At 50.8% G+C, this 16912-nt stretch carries 10 protein-coding genes and 1 pseudogene; 5 read left to right on the top strand and 6 right to left on the bottom strand.

Features of this window, described 5'->3' with window-relative positions:
• The first annotated feature begins 47 nt into the window (after positions 1-47).
• On the top strand, positions 48-1337 hold the full coding sequence (locus tag K9N21_17530; GenBank protein ID MCF8145715.1) for a citrate synthase: 1290 nt from the start codon (positions 48-50) through the stop codon (positions 1335-1337).
• Between the two features lie 102 nt (positions 1338-1439).
• Here K9N21_17530 and K9N21_17525 read toward each other — a convergent pair whose 3' ends face one another.
• The 4 genes from K9N21_17525 to K9N21_17510 all read right to left on the bottom strand — a co-directional run bounded on the left by K9N21_17525 (position 1440) and on the right by K9N21_17510 (position 7732).
• Positions 1440-2771, bottom strand: a complete 1332-nt coding sequence (locus tag K9N21_17525; protein ID MCF8145714.1) for an outer membrane protein transport protein — start codon at positions 2769-2771, stop codon at positions 1440-1442.
• 53 nt (positions 2772-2824) lie between these two features.
• Positions 2825-4159: a hypothetical protein gene (locus K9N21_17520; GenBank protein ID MCF8145713.1), complete on the bottom strand. Its 1335-nt coding sequence runs from the start codon at positions 4157-4159 to the stop codon at positions 2825-2827.
• A 410-nt stretch (positions 4160-4569) separates the two neighbouring features.
• Positions 4570-4755, bottom strand: a complete 186-nt coding sequence (locus K9N21_17515; protein ID MCF8145712.1) for a hypothetical protein — start codon at positions 4753-4755, stop codon at positions 4570-4572.
• A gap of 28 nt (positions 4756-4783) precedes the next feature.
• Positions 4784-7732 carry a hypothetical protein gene (locus K9N21_17510; GenBank protein ID MCF8145711.1) on the bottom strand — a complete coding sequence of 983 codons (2949 nt, stop codon included), beginning with the start codon at positions 7730-7732 and terminating at the stop codon, positions 4784-4786.
• A 150-nt stretch (positions 7733-7882) separates the two neighbouring features.
• Here K9N21_17510 and K9N21_17505 point away from each other — a divergent pair, with 150 nt between their 5' ends.
• The 3 genes and pseudogenes from K9N21_17505 (at position 7883) to K9N21_17495 (ending at position 8843) form a co-directional block, all read left to right on the top strand.
• Complete coding sequence (locus K9N21_17505) at positions 7883-8137, top strand: type II toxin-antitoxin system HicA family toxin (GenBank protein MCF8145710.1); 255 nt, start codon at positions 7883-7885, stop codon at positions 8135-8137.
• Positions 8134-8472: a type II toxin-antitoxin system HicB family antitoxin gene (locus K9N21_17500; GenBank protein ID MCF8145709.1), complete on the top strand. Its 339-nt coding sequence runs from the start codon at positions 8134-8136 to the stop codon at positions 8470-8472. Before K9N21_17505 ends, K9N21_17500 begins: the two co-directional genes overlap by 4 nt.
• An 83-nt stretch (positions 8473-8555) precedes the next feature.
• Positions 8556-8843 (top strand): annotated as a pseudogene (locus K9N21_17495) (HigA family addiction module antidote protein).
• A gap of 128 nt (positions 8844-8971) precedes the next feature.
• Here the strand turns inward: K9N21_17495 and K9N21_17490 are convergent.
• A complete protein-coding gene (locus K9N21_17490) occupies positions 8972-12145 on the bottom strand; it encodes an SMP-30/gluconolactonase/LRE family protein (GenBank protein ID MCF8145708.1) in 3174 nt (1057 codons plus the stop codon).
• Between the two features lie 256 nt (positions 12146-12401).
• On the opposite strand from K9N21_17490, the gene K9N21_17485 reads away from it, so the two are divergent.
• Positions 12402-13571 carry an IS4 family transposase gene (locus K9N21_17485; protein MCF8145707.1) on the top strand — a complete coding sequence of 390 codons (1170 nt, stop codon included), beginning with the start codon at positions 12402-12404 and terminating at the stop codon, positions 13569-13571.
• 40 nt (positions 13572-13611) lie between these two features.
• Here the strand turns inward: K9N21_17485 and K9N21_17480 are convergent, their stop codons facing one another.
• Positions 13612-16779 carry a 6-bladed beta-propeller gene (locus K9N21_17480; protein ID MCF8145706.1) on the bottom strand — a complete coding sequence of 1056 codons (3168 nt, stop codon included), beginning with the start codon at positions 16777-16779 and terminating at the stop codon, positions 13612-13614.
• Between the last annotated feature and the right edge of the window lie 133 nt (positions 16780-16912).

Genomic DNA, 16912 nt, shown 5'->3' with positions numbered 1-16912 from the left:
GGCGTGATTTTGGTTCAGGCACGAATTAACCAATGCAGGAGAAATAGATGGAAAAAACGGTGAAACTTGTTGTGAACGGAAATACCTATGAACTTCCCTTGGTCATCGGCACCGAGGGAGAGATGGCCCTCGATATCGCTAATCTGAGACAGGAGACCGGGCTCATCACCCTGGATCCCGGTTACGCCAATACCGGAAGCTGCAAGAGCAGCATCACCTTCATGGACGGGGAAAGGGGCATTCTCAGATACCGGGGCTACCCTGTGGAACAGCTGGCAGAATACTCCAGCTTTCGAGAGACCGCCTACCTGCTGATCAACGGCGAACTTCCTCTGGAAAAAGAGCTTAGCCGGTTCTCGGTCATGTTGAACGATCATTCACTCGTTCATGAGGACATGCGCATCTTTTTTGAGAAGTTTCCCAGAAGGGCGCATCCCATGGGGATACTCTCCTCCATGGTCAACGCCCTGAGGGCGTTTTATCCTGAGATCCCGGAGCGCTCCGAAGAGGAAGAAATCAATATCACCTTTGCCAGGCTCCTCTCCAAGGTGAGGACACTGGCGGCCGTGTCCTACAAGATCTCTCGCGGCCACAAGGTGGTCTATCCCCGGCATGACCTGAGCTACTGCGCCAACTTCCTGAATATGATGTTCGACTCCCCTGTAAAGCCCTACGTTATCGACGATGACCTGGTAGACGCACTGAATGTGTTCTGGATACTTCACGCCGATCACGAGCAGAACTGCTCCACTGCGGCGGTGAGGCTGGTGGGCAGCGCGCGGGTCAACCTATATGCGGCCATATCCGCAGGCATCTGTGCACTCTGGGGACCGCTTCACGGAGGGGCCAACCAGGCCGTCATCGAGATGCTTCAGGAGATATATGAGAATGGGGGCGACCCGGCGCCGTTCATTGCCAGGGCAAAAGACAAGTCCGACCCGTTCAGGCTAATGGGGTTCGGTCACCGGGTTTATAAGACCTATGATCCCAGGGCCCGGATTATGGAGAAAACGTGTAACAGGGTCCTTAAAAAATTGAAAATTCATGATCCGCTGCTGGATATCGCCAAACGACTTGAAGAGGTGGCGGTCAAGGACCCGTATTTCATCGATCACAATCTATATCCTAACGTGGATTTCTACAGTGGTATCGTGCTCCGGGCCATGGGGATCCCCCTCAACATGTTCCCGGTCATGTTCGCCATCGGACGGCTGCCGGGCTGGATCAGCCAGTGGAAAGAAAGCATGGAAGACCCCAAATGGAAGCTTCATCGGCCGAGACAGATCTATACCGGCCTTTCAAAAAGGGACTATGTCCCCCTGGAGAAGAGAAAATAGAAGCGTATCAGATGTAAAAAAATCGCGATTTTAAGAGAAGTCCAAGCGGCAGAGCCGTAAGGTCTCTGACCTGGCCCAGAGGGCCAGGGTTTCTACACTGCACTAAAAATGATACACCATCGAGAAATAGAAGGTGTGCTCCCGCACATCCTGGGAGAAACCAACGCCTTCGAGGCTGGATTTGCCTACGTTGTTGCCGAAACGGAACTGGTAGGAAATGTCGAATACATACGGGCCGTAGGCGATCCCGGAACCGACAGAACAGCCATAGTATTTGTCTGAAGAGCCTTCAGCCGGGGCCGGATCGTAAAAGAGTCCTGCACGAACGGGGATCACCATGCTGTCGCGAATAAAGAGGTATTCGGCCCCCAGGCGGGCCCAGGTGGTGGGGTCGATATCCGACTGATCGATTGGCTTGCCGCTGATTGGTGAGGTTTTTCCTCCATTCTGGTGCGTGTGCACAAAATCATCCCAGTGAGTCCGGTAAAGATCAAAGGCCATGGTAAAGGCATCGCTGAAACGGTGGGCCACTCCCAGGCCATAGCTCATGGGCATCTCCAGCTTCTCGTCATAGCGATAGTCAAAAGACTTGTAGGTGTTGAGACTGGTATCGGTTGGCGAGGAAGTTGCGTCAAACCCATTGATTTTATGTGTAATATCGGCTGTAAATGGGGTTTTGAAAACGCCCCCTACCGTCCACTCGCCCATAATGTTCCATAAAAACCCAATAGTTGCGTTGAAGCCGGAAAATGAGTACTTCTCCCTCTTGTTGCCGACATAGGAAACAGAATGGCCGCCGACCATCAGTTTTCTGTTTAAATCATATTTCTGGGTCCAGCTCTGGTCGGAGAAAAAATCTCCCCAGTAGTTGAATGTAACGCCCGCTGATAACGAAGGGACGATCTCGACGCTGTACGCCAGGCCCAGGGCATAGAGGCCCCCTTCCTGATCATAATTCAAATTTACCGGACCGTCCGCTGCACGATAGCCAAAATCCCACTCACGGTTAAAATCGTACAGACGCTGATAATTTAAGGACACGATCATGTTCCGTCCCAAAGCCTCGAACGGATAGGCGCCGCTGAGGTAATTGAGGTTCCATTCGTCCACAGACTGGGACCCTGAAGCCTCCGGAAGCTTTCCAAAGGAATTGGCCTCCCCCCGATGTACGTAGGCTCCTACAGCGGATATCTCAGGCGTTTCGAGCTGAATCAGGCCGCCTGGGTTCCAAGATGCGGCTGTGGCATCGTCAGCAATGGCAATAAACGCACCTCCCATGCCCAACGCCCTGGCCCCGCTGCCCACCGGGTTTGGAGACGAAGGGATCTCAAGGCGAGCAAAGGGATCCGCACCCCATACCAACGATACAAACATGAGGACGCCGAAAACCAGCACTGCAATCGCTCCGATTCCTTTTGCCAGTGTTGTTTTCATTTCTATCTCCTCCGACGTCCAGGGTTAACGCTGCCCTAAAATCGATATATGTCTCATTTAAAAGAGAATGTTGCCGGATCCATCTGCCAGTAAAGACCCGAGGGGTCGTTTGCATTTGGATAAAAATCCAGGACAAATTGGAACTGCGCGCCATTGTATTCCGCACAGGACACAGGAAAACTCAGGTCGCTGCCCACAGCCAGACAATCACCGTCGCCGGCCGGAGTCAAATTTCCCAGTTTCCAGCAAAGGCCAGGACAGACGTCAGGCCGGTAGGAAAGTGTAAACCCATACCGAATGCCGACATATTCAACGCAGGGAATTGAAATATTCATGGCCTTGTCGACAGGGAGACAGGCTTCCCATGATTTCCGATATGATATTGATGCATCCATTGTATTGCCGCTGACAATATTGACAGTTTGCTCTGTTGGTGCATACCATCCATTCAGCGGCTTGAGTTCGAGAGTATGCCCACCCGGGGCAAGCCCTGAAACGGCTGCTCCGCTCTCTTTCCAGGTGCCGCAGTCCACCCGCCAACCGGCCCCTGCATTATTCGCCTCGGCTGGACCTAAGGTTACACAGAGTGCCCCGCTCTCCCCAGGACAGTCAAGATCAATATCCACTATCAGGTCCTTTAATTCTGGCACGGTAAGAGGTACTGAATAGCCGATGCATCCTTCTGCAATCACCTCAAGGGTATAATCGCCAGCGATGTGCGGCAGAAAAAATTCCCCATTAACCGCCGACGCTGAACTATAACTTGTGAAAACCCTGGCATCCACAGGCGGCGTCAACGTTCCTCTGATAAATCCATTGAAGGCCATGTAGGGCTGTGTCAGACTCAACTGGTATTCGGTCCCTTCCCCATAAACCTGTGAATCGTACTGCCTGATCCTCGCATAATAGGTCCCAGACGTCTCGCACTCCCATTCCGCATATTCCTTTTCTCCTGCAAAGGTGTCATCAATTTCCTTGATCAAGGTCTGGCCGTCCATGTCGTAAATTCCGATGACCGCATCGCACCGTTCCCCGGGAGAATCCACAGTAACTTTGTAAATCTCTCCTTCAAGAATAAAGAACCGGACCCAGTCTTCGTCCCCGGCTTTGTGAAAATTATGGATCTGGATGGGTTTGTAGTCGCTCCATTCAGGGTGGGGCTTTTGATCATTCAATAGGATGACTTTGGAACTCGTCCAGGAATTGTCCGGTTCATAGACGTCCGGTGCGGTATCTCTCAAATCTGTAGATTGAATATACAGCACTTCCTCATATCCGGTTCCGGGTTTTTCCGCCCATGCCATTGACAAAGGCAGGACGATCCAAGCCAGTAAGACGCCCATAAGACCCACCACATGAAACCAACCGTAACATAACTGACGTTCCATCTTCAAACCCTCCGGGAATTGTCATCCCATTCATTCCATAGTTTTCATGAAACCGGGCACAGCAGAGACTGCCTTCACCTGCCAGAAAAACAGAAGGCGGACCCGGCCTACAGTTCACTGGTATAGTCAGGAACCCCTGTTCCTTCAAAAACTATATTCGGAGGCCTTTCCCACGTATCATCCCCACTGGTCCGGCAACGCTCTGCATTTGTGGACACACACCCGATTAACCCTGAAACGCCTATCAAAAGTATCACAAAAACCAATTTTTTCAAGATCATATCTCCTTTCATTCGGTTGACGCAGCCACTCATCAAAAAATCGGATCCAAGCTCCCTTATTATTCATACAACCCGCAGCTCTTCTCTCCCTTTTCCATAATAGTCTCTTAACCCTCGTTGATTTGATTCTTACTTCACCACCAGCGTGCTCAGATCCATCTTCCAGTACAGCCCTGACGGATCATAGGGGTTCTGATAAAAGTCCAAGGTAAAGCCATATTGTGCGCCGTTGTAGGATGCACACGGTATCGGCATGCTCAGATCCGAGGCGATGGGAATGCAGTTCGTGCCCGTCCCGGTGGTCAGGGTTGCCATAACCAGGTTCCAATAAAAGCCTGATGGGTCATCGGGGTTTCGGTAAAAGGCCAGAGTGAAACCGTATGGGTACCCCTAAATACTCGGCACAGGGGACCTTGATACTAAGGTCACTTGCTACGGTCAGGCAGCCGCCAGTTGCAGACATGGTTACACTGGTCTGAACCGGCAGAGACAGCACACCTTTTCGGTCCATGGCAAATATGGCGATATTGTAGGCGCCGGGCATGGTGAAACCGGTGTATGTCCCTTCATACCGGCTATTGCCCGCGGAGGTGAGATCGAGGGTCGGCAGATCGGTCACCGGGGTATCCGATCCACCGGGGGTATAGTCGGGGTGCGTGATCACGGCCCATACCCGGCTGATGCCATCCGCATCGATCACCTGGTCTGCATAGATGGAGGCTGAGGTCCCGCTGCTCAATGACTGGGCAGGCGACACCCCTCCGATGACCGGCACATCCCCGGCGGACTTGGTCTCATTCCCGATCCGGAGCTGACTTGCCATATCCTTATCCTCTTTTTCATTGCCGATGCCATTTCCGTTGGCATCCAGTTGGCAGGTCTGGCTGTAGGTGGTGCTCACACTCTTTTGTGCATTGACGAACGAATTGTAGAAGCTCTCCCCATTGAACATATGACCCCAGAACAGAAAGGAGAACGATACCGTCCCATTCCCCACAAAGATGGATTCTTCGCCCGGAGAGGTGCTGGCAGCGACGTAACGTTGCTTGCCGGAAGGGGGTAAGAGGTAGGGAAGAAAGCTCCCGGACTCGCAGGCGTCATATATGAGAGTTACATGGCCGTGAAGGGTCTGTTGCAGGGTATCCAGCCACCCGTCCAGTTCCGTGGCATAGAGGAGTTCAGTGCCACTCATTCGGAAGGTGCCATTTCCGCCGTGGTCCACCATATAGATGAGGAGGTCATTTGCATCCTCAGCCCAAGTATTGATGGCGTACTGTAGGTTGGCGTTGGTGGCATCGGCATCCACGTCATCCAATTTGCCGTTGCCATCCAGATCCAGATCCATGTCAGCCGACAGATAGTAGATGGTGTCCTTGGTATATCCCTGGTAGGTCAATGCTCGGTACGCATAGTTGGCGCACATCTGGGTGGCGTCCCAGAGGTTATTGCCCGCATAAGGGCCGCCTCCCGCCACGATAATGGCCTTGGCAGGTCCTGTAAAAGGAGGTGAACCCTCTTTGCTAAATACGAGTACACGGTTGTTACCGTAATCCGTCACATATACCTTTTCACTGGTAGGATCTACGGTTATTCCCTCGGGATCTCGCATCTGGCCCGGATTCGTGCCCCAACTTCCGAATTCCGCCAAAAAGACCCCTTCCGAGGTGTATTTCTGAATCACAGAATTCCCTTTATCAACCACATATACATTGCCTTCACCATCGACAGCTACGCCTGTGGGTGAGCCGAACCCTTCTTGCCCGGTACGAATCGGCCACTTTTTTATAAATTGCCCGTCAGCGGTAAACTTCTGAATTCGTTGATTGCCCGTATCAGCCACATAAACGCTGCCGAAGTTATCAAAGGCAATATCGAACAGGTAACCTGAAGTGAAATTAAATTGTCCATCTCCGGTCCCGGCGCTGCCCCATTTGAGAATGAAATTCCCGTCTGAATCGAATTTTTGTATGCGTTGATTCCAGGCGTCTACGACATACAGGTTTGAGTTTAAATCGAGCGCCAATCCGGAGCACCAGGTGAATTGCCCGTCACCGATCCCTTTTTCCCCGAATTTACTTAGAAGTCGGCCGGTCGCAGACCACTTTTGAACATGTTCAACCATTGACAGGTAAATATTTCCGTCCTTATCTACGGCCACATCCAAGGGGCTCCCCATGGTATCACCCAGAGTCGCACTCCATCTTTGGATCAGTTCCCCTTCTGAATCAAATTTTGCCAAGTTGGCGCCGTATTCCACGACATATACATTTCCCTCTCCGTCCGTCGTTACCCCCACGGGCCAGTTCATCCTATTGCCCTTTTCTTCCGTTTGCAAATAACTTGAACCCCACCACTCCAGGAACTCACCCTTCAAAGAAACCGAAGCGACACCCGTATAGCTCCCTATATATAAACGATCCCCGTGAAAGGCCACACTCCCGCCCCCTCCATACTCCTGCCCGCTCAAAGTCGACACCAGCTGCCCGTCAGAAGTAAACTTATCCAGATTGGGTCTCCAGGCCACGTAGACATAATCATCCTTATCAATCCCGATCCCGGCATACCAGTTAAAATTCTTATAATTGTCATAAACCCACTTTTCCGGCCCCCATTTGGTTATAAACTGACCGTCCGAGGAAAATTTCTGCACATGATAATTGGGATAGGAATCCTGCTCGCCCACATACACATTATCCTTACTGTCTATGGCAATATAGACGGGATTGAGGAACTGTCCTTCTCCACTCCCCTCACTCCCCCATTGGAGAAGAAACCGGCCATTGGCATCGAATTTCTGAATGCGGTGATTGTTCCGATCCGTCACATACATATTTCCTTTGGAATCAAAGGCAAGGCCGCCGGGGCCATCAAATTGACCCGGCCCGCTGCCATAGCTGCCCATTTTCGATATGAACTGTCCGTTGGCGTTGAATTTTTGAATGCGATGGTTGTACCTTTCTGAAACATAGACATTACCTGAGGCGTCGACAGCAATGCCCTCAGGATAACTAAACTCCCCGTCTGTGCTGCCTGGTCCACCCCATTTCGTAATCAGAGACCCGTTTGAATCCAGTTTCACGACACAGTTGCCCCCGGCTTCCGCTACATATACGCAGCCGCTCGGGCCCACCGCAACACCCAGCGGCCAATAAAAATACCACGGCTGCTGCAAGTTAGGCCACATGCGCTCGAATTTATAGGTCTCTTCAGCCAATGTCCTGGCCGAAAGGAAGGGTTGAATGATCAGGCTCAACAACGCCATCATGAACCACGAGAGGGTCGTCTTTTTCACTTTTTTCTCCTCTTGCCTCTGATCCGATTTTCAGGCTATGCACAAACAGTCTTGGAATGCGAAAGCACTCAAAAACAATACGCTAAGGGGAACCTGTCAAACCATTTTCCTGCTCTTGACATGGGTACCATCCGGTGATACCATCCCATCATGAACGCCAAACAGCGTAGAACGCTTACCGCCATATTCAGAAAACCAACGCCAACCGGTCTCGAATGGCGGTCAGTGGCCTCTCTCATCGAGGCCCTTGGGGGCGACATCCGCTACGGCGATGGCTCCAGCGTTCGCATCGATCTCAAGAATAAATCGGTCAACATCCACAGCCCCCATCCGCAGAAGGAGCTGAAACGATACGCCGTTCGGCTTGTCAAGGAACTTTTGATCCGAACAGGAGATATCCCATGAATACAGTCACATACAAAGGATATATCGCCGCCATTGAACCCGACTTGGACGACGGCATTCTGGTCGGCCGGGTCATCAATACCCGCGACATCATCGGGTTTGACGGAGAAACGATTTCCGAGGCCTTGAAAAGCTTCCATGCCGTGATCGATGAATACCTCGAAGACTGCCGTCAAAGGGGAGTCGATCCAAACAAACCCTATTCCGGCAAATTCAACCTCCGACTCACTCCAGAGCTCCACGGCCGTCTCGCAGAACAAGCAGCCAGATCCGGCAAGAGTCTCAATCAGTGGGTTATTGAAAAACTCGAACAAACTACCCATCAGGTCTCTTAGCCTCCTTGGTCTGAAGATTGAAGTACCATTCGGCTTCTCCTCGCTGGCTTTTAGACACCCTCTATCAGCAGACCCCCGACCTTATGAAACCAATTCACCCAGGACGCATTCTCAAACGCGAAATGACGGTACGTGGCCTTTCCGCCAACAAATTTGCTCTTTAACTCCGCGTTCCCTCGGGCCGGATTACCCAAATCCTGAACGGCAAGCGCGACCTGACCGCTGAAACATCCCTCCCGCTCTCCCGCTATCTCGGAAAGAGCGCCAGATTCTGGATGAATCTCCAGACCCGATATGAGCTTGCCAAAGACGAGTCTAAGATCGGACAAAAAATTGATACAGAAGTCAGTCAAACGGCCCAAACACTCTGATAGAATAGATAGCCTCCCTTTTGTGTAAATCCCTCTTGTCATTTCGTCCGTCGCCTGAGCCTTCTGATCTCTGAAGGCTTTCGGACCCCCCTTTGGCCGTATAGTCTATCAATGGCTTGGCATGAATCCTACTTCACCATCAAGGTATTCAGATCCATCTTCCAGTACAGCCCCGACGGATCATAGGGAATCGGGTAAAAATCAAGGGTGAATCCATATTGCACGCCATTATAGGATACACAAGAAATGGGCACACTCAGGTCCGAGGCAATGGGAATGCAGTTCGTGCCCGTCCCGGTCGTAAGAGTGGACAATATCAGCTTCCAGTAGAAGCCGGATGGATCGTCCGGATGGCGGTAGAAATCGAGAAGGTATCCGTATGGATTGCCCAAATACTCGGCACAGGGGACCTGGATACTGAGGTCACTTGCTACAGTCAGGCAGCCGCCAGTTCCAGACACGGTCACACTGGTCTGGACCGGCAGAGACAGCACCCCTTTTCGGTCCATGGCAAATACGGCGAGATTGTAGGCGCCGGGTGTGGCAAAATTGGTATAGGTCCCCTCATACCGATTATTGCTCACGGAGTTGAGATCAAGCGTCGGCAGGTCTGTCACCGGGGTATCTGTTCCTCCTGATGTATATCCGGGGGGCGTGATGACAGCCCATACCCGGCTGATGCCGTCCGCGTCGATCACCTGGTCTGCATAGATGGAGGCAGATGTCCCGGTCTGCAGAAACTGGACAGGCGACACCGTGCCGATCACCGGCACATCCCCGGCCGACTTGGTTTCATTCCCGATCCGGAGCTGATTTGCGAGTTCCTTGTCCTCTTTTTCATTGCCGATTCCGTTGCCATTGGCATCCAGTTGGCAGGTCTGCTTGTATGTGGTGCTCACACTCTTTTGTGCATTGACAAAGGAATCATAGAAACTCTCCCCATTGAACATGTGGCCCCAGAAGAGGAACGAAAATGACACCGTCCCATTACCCACAAAGATGGATTCTTCGCCCGGTGAGGTGCTGGCGGCCACAAAACGCTCTTTTCCAGAGGGAGGCAGGAGGTAGGGAAGGAAGCTGCCGGATTCACAGGCGTCATAGATAAGGGTCACATGACCGGGAAGGCTCTGCTGGAGGGTATCCAGCCACCCGTCCAGTTCCGTAGCATACAGCAATTCGGTGCCGCTCATGCGGAAGGTCCCATTGCCACCGTGATCCACCATGTAGATAAGGAGGGTGTCCGCGTCTGAAGCCCAGGTTTGAATGGCATATTGCAGGTTGGCATTGGCGGCATCGGCATCCACATCATCCAGCTTGCCGTTGCCGTCTAAATCAAGATCGGTATCAGAGGAAATGTAATAGATCGTCTGTTTGTTATAGCCTTGATAGGTAAGCGCCCGGTAGGCATAGTTGGCGCACATCTCGGTGGCGCCCCACAGGGTGTTGCCTGTATAGGGGCCACCCCCGGCAACGATGATGGCCTTATTGCTCCCTTCAAGCGGTGCACCCTCTTTGCTGAAGACCTGAATACGATGATTACCGCTGTCTGCCACATAGACCCTGCCGTCAGGCGCAATAGTTATGCCATTCGGTGCTTTCAGTTGACCTGGATTTGATCCGAATTCACCAAACTGTGCAATAAACTCCCAAGTTGAGGTAAACTTCAAAATTTGTCCGCCCGAATTCAGTACATACAGATTCCCGTCACCATCAACAGCCACATCCGAAGGGCCATCAAACTCCCAGTTATCAAACCCCGGGGGCGGCAATTCCACATACTGCCCATCTAAGGTAAATTTCTGAACCCTGTTGCTATACGGCTCGGCAACATAAACGTATGTGTTTTCATGTATCGCTATTCCTCGCGGATAAAAAAACTGCCCAGCCCCCGCTCCCTCACTGCCCCACTTGGTGATAAACTGGCCGTCAGACGTAAACTTCTGGATGCGGTGGTTGCCAACGTCAACCACATAAACATTTTCGTCTCCATCAACCGCTACTGACCCTGGGGATCTGAATTCTCCATCATCAGAGCCTTCACTCCCCCATTTGCCAACAAATCGACCGGCTGGGTCAAATTTCTGAATTCTTCCATTGCCTGTATCAACCACGTAAAAATTTCCGCTTGTGGCTATGGCGATCCCACTTGGCCAAGTAAATCGGCCGTCCTCTAAACCACACCCTCCGATCTTGGAAATAAAACCACCGTCCCATGAAAATTTTTTGATCTCGCAATGCCCGGAATCCGCTACGAGGACACTTCCGCCCTGGTCAACTGCCACGCCGCCTGGCCCTCTCAGGTCCTCATCCCCGTCTCCAGGTCCCCAATTCGAAATTGACTCGCCTGTTGATGAATAGATCCGTATCTGTTCCGCTCCCGAGTCCGTCACATAGATGTGGCCGGTTGCGTCTGCAGCTATTCCAGTCGGCATCCCCCCCACAACCCATTTGTCAATAAACTGTCCGGCTTGAGTGAACTTTTGGATCCGATTGTTGCCTGCATCCGACACATAGACATTGCTGTTCGTATCTATGATTAAGCCTGCAGGTTGGTTGAACTGCCCATCACCGCTTCCCTGGCTGCCCCATTTCGTGATAAACTGTCCCTCGGATGTGAATTTCTGTATCCGGTTGGCATGATAATCCGCTACATAGATATTTCCGCTTCCGTCGATGCCTATCCCTGAAGGATCACTGAACTGCCCGTCCGCTGTTCCCTGACTCCCCCATTTTCCGATAAACTGACCGTCAGATGTGAATTTCTGAATCCGGCAGTTGCCTCTATCTGCGACGTACACATATCCATCCGCATCTACAGCTATTCCAATCAAATTGAATGGCTTTTGCGAATCTAACCCGGTATAGAACTGAAATTGTCCGTCGTCAGCCCCCTCACTCCCCCATTTGGCAACAAACTCTCCCTCTGTCGAAAATTTCTGGATCCGGTTGTGCGCAGAATCAAGCACATAAACGCTTTCATTTCCACTTATAGCCAGCCCAAGAGGACAGCCGAACTCCCCATCATTTACACCTTCCTTTCCCCACCTTTTTATGAATTGTCCTCCTGATGTCAATTTTTGAATGCAGTGTCCGCCCATTTCCGACAAATAGATATTTCCTGTCTTATCAATGGCTATTCCCGATGGTTTGCAAAAATACCAGGGCTGTTGCATCTCGGGCCACATCCGTTCATATGTGTAGGTCTCTTCGGAGAATGAAAAGGCAGGCCCCAAGTCCACACTCAGGAATAGGCAAATGAGGCACGCCACCGATTTAATAAAATATGTTGCCATCGATTTCATATCGCACCTCCTGCACATCGCAAAACGGTAAAGAAGATTTATACGCTCAAACCTGCCGGGCCTTTCGAACTCAATATCCGACTATTTCATTGGTTGTGAAAATCAGTGGTGTCCGGTTAAAGTTTTTAAAAGATTGTATAACCAATTGATATAACATATTAAATAGACGATATCGGGAGGGATCGACTTGAAATTCATCTGAGTTTGGCCCCATACTCCTTTGCCGGAAAACTTACCCAGCCAAAGGAGTACATCTATGTATCAGGGGCAAACCGTTTTTTCTCAGGTGATGGACTTCCTCCCTCGTAAAAAATTCAGCCAATGTGTCGATCGGTATCGCGGCAATTATCGGGTTCGTTCTTTCACATGTTACGATCAATTCCTGTGTATGGCTTTTGCCCAACTGACTTACCGTGAAAGCCTGCGCGATATCGAGTGCTGCCTTCGAGCCATGCGAGAGAGACTTTACCATATGGGGATCAGGGGCAAAGTATCTCGCAGCACGTTGGCCGACGCAAACGAGACACGGGATTGGCGGATCTACAGTGACTTTGCTCAAACCCTGATCGACGAGGCTCGGCGCCTATATGTTGATGAGGATTTTGGCCTTGACCTGAAAGAGACCGTTTATGCTCTGGATTCATCGACAATTGATCTGTGTTTATCGGTCTTCCCATGGGCCCGGTTTCGAAAAGCAAAGGGAGCTGTGAAGCTGCACACCCTTTTGGATTTAAGGGGTGACATCCCAACTTTCATATGGATCACCGATGGCAAGGTTCATGATGTCAACGTCCTTGACCATCTCATCCCAGAACCAGGGGCAATCTATGTCATGGACCGCGCCTATTTGGACTTTCAGCGACTTTATCAATTGCACCAAAGCTCGGCTGTATTTGTAACGCGCTCAAAAACAAACACGGGATTGCGCCGAATATATTCCCACAGAATCAATAAAGCCACTGGCGTCAAATTCGATCAAACAGTTGCCTTAACGGGTTACTACAGCAAGAGAGACTATCCGGAAAAGCTGCGGCGAATAAAATACTTTGATGCCGAAAAAGGGAGATCGTTCATCTTTCTCACGAACCAATTCACCCTGCCTGCCATAATCATTGCCGAGCTGTATCGATACAGGTTCCGGGTGGAGATTTTTTTCAAATGGATCAAGCAGCATTTACGTATCAAAAGCTTCTATGGCACCTCGGAGAATGCTGTCAAAACGCAAATCTGGATTGCCGTATCTGCCTATGTCATGGTCGCCATAATGAAAAAAAGGTTGAAAATCGACCTGACTCTCTACACTATTTTACAGATTCTGAGTATTACTCTCTTTGAGAAAAAGCCTATTTTACAGGCCCTCACGGCTAACGATTACAGAAACGAGATTACTAGCGGACCTATCCAGTTGAATTTATTTGAATGTTAACCGGACACTACTGTGTGAAAATACCTCTTTAATTCCAAGCCTACTTCACCACCAGTGTGCTCACATCCATCTTCCAGTACAGCCCTGACGGATCATAGGGGTTATGATAAAGGTTCAGGGTAAAGCCATATTGTGCGCCATTATAGGATGCGCACGGTATCGGCATGCTCAGATCGCTGCCGATAAGAAGGCAGTTCTCGCCTTGTCCAGTCGTGAGAGTGGCCAGGACCAGCTTCCAGTAAAGCCCGGCAGGGTCGTCGGGATTGCGATAGGAATCCAGCGTAAACCCGTATGGATTGCCGATGTATTCTGCGCAGGGAACGCGGATGCTGAGGTCAGCTGCAACAGGGAGGCAGTCTGTGGTTACGGATACCGTTACAGAGGTCTGAGCCGGAAGGGACAGCGTGCCTTTTCTGTCGCGGGCAAAGACAGCGATGTTGTAGGTCCCTTCAACCGTAAACCCTTTGTAGGTGCCGCTGTAGGTGTTGTTCCCGGTATCCTTCAGATGGATGGTCGGAAGGTCGGTGACCGGGTTGTCCGAAAACCCGCTGGAATAATCCGGGGGTTTGATGACCGCAAACACCTCCTGGATGCCGTCGACGTCCATCACCTTTTGCGCATAAATGACCGCAGAGGTCACTCCTTCGGCCAGGGTCTGGGCGGGAGATACGCTTTGGATCTGGGGGATGTCGCCGGCGGATTTGGTTTCGTTACCGAGTTTGATGGCCTGGGCTATCTCCTTATCCGCCTTTTCGTTGCCGATACCGTTTCCATTCCCCTCGATCACGGGCGTCTGCTTGTAATCATAGGCCCCTTGTACGGTCTTCTGCCCATGAACAAAGGACTCATAAAAGCTGCCCCCGTTAAACAGGTACGAAAAGAACTGGTAGCCGAATGAAAGCCCCCCATCCGCCTGGAACACCGCCGGTTCATTAACGTCCGCACTGGTTGCAAGAATCCTAGTTTTTCCCGCAGGCGGAATCAGATAGGGCACAAAACTCCCGGAATGGCACCCGTCATACACAAGGGTAACAAAATCCGGGATGGTCTGCTGGGTTGCATCCAGCCAGGCATCCAGTTCAGTGGCATTCAGCAACTCGAACTGTCCCATCTGGAAGGTCCCCTCGCCCCCGTGGCCTACCATATAGAGCAACAGGTTGTCCGCATCTTGAGCCCAGGATGTAATGGCATACTGAAGATTGGCATTCGTTGCATCCGCATCAACGTCCGGGTACCCGTCATTATCCAGGTCCAGATCCGTATCAGCAGACAGGTAATAGATGGTACCCCGCGTGTAACCCTGGTAGGTCAGTGCCCGATACGCATAATTGGCGCACATCTGTGTCGCATCCCATAGTTCGTTGGTAGCATAAGGGCCGCTCCCCGCAACAACGATCGCCTTCCTATCGGTGATTGTTGAGGTGGATGGGCCGAAAACCTGAATTCGATTATTACGCTGATCTGCAACATATACTTTTCCACTGCTAGTTACAGTGAGGCCAACGGGGCAGTTCAGGAGACCAGGTTCAGAGCCGAACGAGCCGAATTTCGTCATAAATGCCCCTGACAAACTGAACTTTTGGATGCGATTATTCCATATTTCGACCACATAGACGTTCCCTTGGTTATCTAAAGAGACATCACTAGGGCTACTAAACTGTCCATCTCCGATACCGCCGCTTCCCCACTTGGTAATAAACGCCCCTGATGAGTCGAACTTCTGGATTCGATAATTCCATGAATCCGCCACATAGACGTTGCCCTGCTCGTCTATTGAAATCCCTCCTGGTGTATTAAGCTGCCCATTACTGCTGCCTCTACTTCCCCACTTCGTTATAAACACCCCTGTTGAAGTGAACTTCTGGATTCGATGGTTATACGTATCCGCCACATAGACGTTCCCCTGCTCGTCTATTGAAATCCCTCCTGGTGAATTAAACTGTCCGTTACTGTTGCCTTCACTACCCCACTTCGTGATAAACACCCCTGTTGAAGTGAACTTCTGGATTCGATGGTTATATGCATCCGCCACATAGATGTTCCCCTGGTTATCTAAAGCGACATCACTCGGATGACTAAACTGTCCATCACCGCTGCCTTTACTCCCCCACTTGGTAATAAACGCCCCTGATGAGTCGAACTTCTGGATTCGATGGTTCCCTCTATCCGCTACATACATATTCTCCTGACCATCTGGGGCGATGTCAGTGGGTGAATAGAACTCCCCATCGCCACTACCCCCGCTCGACCATTTGGCAAAAAACGCCCCTGAAGGGCCAAATTTCTGAATTCGATCGTTAAGATAGTCCGCCACATAGATGTTTCCCTGGTTGTCTAAGGCGACATCGACCGTGCCATTAAACTGTCCATCACCACTGCCTTCACTCCCCCACTTCGTGATAAATACTCCTGAGGAGTTGAACTTTTGGATACGATCGTTACCAAAATCAGCTACATAAATGTTACCTTGGCTGTCTAATGTGATACCGGTGGGACTATGCAACTCCCCATCACCGCTGCCCGGATTCCCCCACTTTTCGATAAACAGCCCTGAAGAGGTGAATTTCTGAACTCGATTATTCATATATTCAGCCACATACACGTTCCCTTGATCGTCTATGGCAATACCATGCGGACCGCTAAACTGTCCATCAGCGCTGCCCGTACTGCCCCACTTCAGGATAAACGCTCCCGAAGAGGTGAATTTCTGAACTCGATTATTCATATATTCAGCCACATACACGTTGCCTTGATCGTCTATGGCGATATCGTACGGATGGCTGAATTCTCCATTAGCACTACCCTCATTTCCCCATTTCGTGATAAACTCACCCGCTGAACTGAACTTTTGGATGCGGTTGTTAGCGGCATCCGCCACATATACGTTTCCTTGACCGTCTATGGCGATATCATATGGATAGCTGAATTCACCATCACCGGGGCCTTTAGTCCCCCACTTTGTGATAAAACCACCCGTTGAACTGAACTTCTGGATGCGGTCGTTACCGGTATCTGCCACATATATATTGCCCTCTCTGTCAGTTGCGATCCCAGAAGGTTGCATGAAATACCACGGCTGATCCAAGACCGGCCACATCCGCTCGAACATGTATGCTTCTGCAGCCAATCCAGTGATAGAAAGAATGGCGAGAAGTACAAAGCTGAAAAAAATGGGAATGATGAATCGTCGGACAGAAATCTTTTCCATTTCTTCCTCCCGCATGGTGTCAACTTGATTACTCCAAAGGCAAACGGTCACAAAAGCTTGAAGCTCAAAGCCCTGAAGCTGAAAGCAAAAGAGCTGTCAGCGCTGTAGCTCTTGTCAAGGTTGGACAGTCCTC

The sequence above is a fragment of the Deltaproteobacteria bacterium genome (assembly GCA_021737785.1).
In the GTDB taxonomy this organism is placed as follows: domain Bacteria; phylum Desulfobacterota; class DSM-4660; order Desulfatiglandales; family Desulfatiglandaceae; genus AUK324.
This window is presented reverse-complemented; position numbering and strand designations above follow the sequence as displayed.

Coding starts and splice junctions, on each gene's coding strand:
- K9N21_17530 (MCF8145715.1), top strand. CDS start 48: ATGGAAAAAACGGTGAAACTTGTTGTGAACGGAAATACCTATGAACTT.
- K9N21_17525 (MCF8145714.1), bottom strand. CDS start 2,771: ATGAAAACAACACTGGCAAAAGGAATCGGAGCGATTGCAGTGCTGGTT.
- K9N21_17520 (MCF8145713.1), bottom strand. CDS start 4,159: ATGGAACGTCAGTTATGTTACGGTTGGTTTCATGTGGTGGGTCTTATG.
- K9N21_17515 (MCF8145712.1), bottom strand. CDS start 4,755: ATGGCAACCCTGACCACCGGGACGGGCACGAACTGCATTCCCATCGCC.
- K9N21_17505 (MCF8145710.1), top strand. CDS start 7,883: ATGAACGCCAAACAGCGTAGAACGCTTACCGCCATATTCAGAAAACCA.
- K9N21_17500 (MCF8145709.1), top strand. CDS start 8,134: ATGAATACAGTCACATACAAAGGATATATCGCCGCCATTGAACCCGAC.
- K9N21_17490 (MCF8145708.1), bottom strand. CDS start 12,145: ATGAAATCGATGGCAACATATTTTATTAAATCGGTGGCGTGCCTCATT.
- K9N21_17485 (MCF8145707.1), top strand. CDS start 12,402: ATGTATCAGGGGCAAACCGTTTTTTCTCAGGTGATGGACTTCCTCCCT.
- K9N21_17480 (MCF8145706.1), bottom strand. CDS start 16,779: ATGGAAAAGATTTCTGTCCGACGATTCATCATTCCCATTTTTTTCAGC.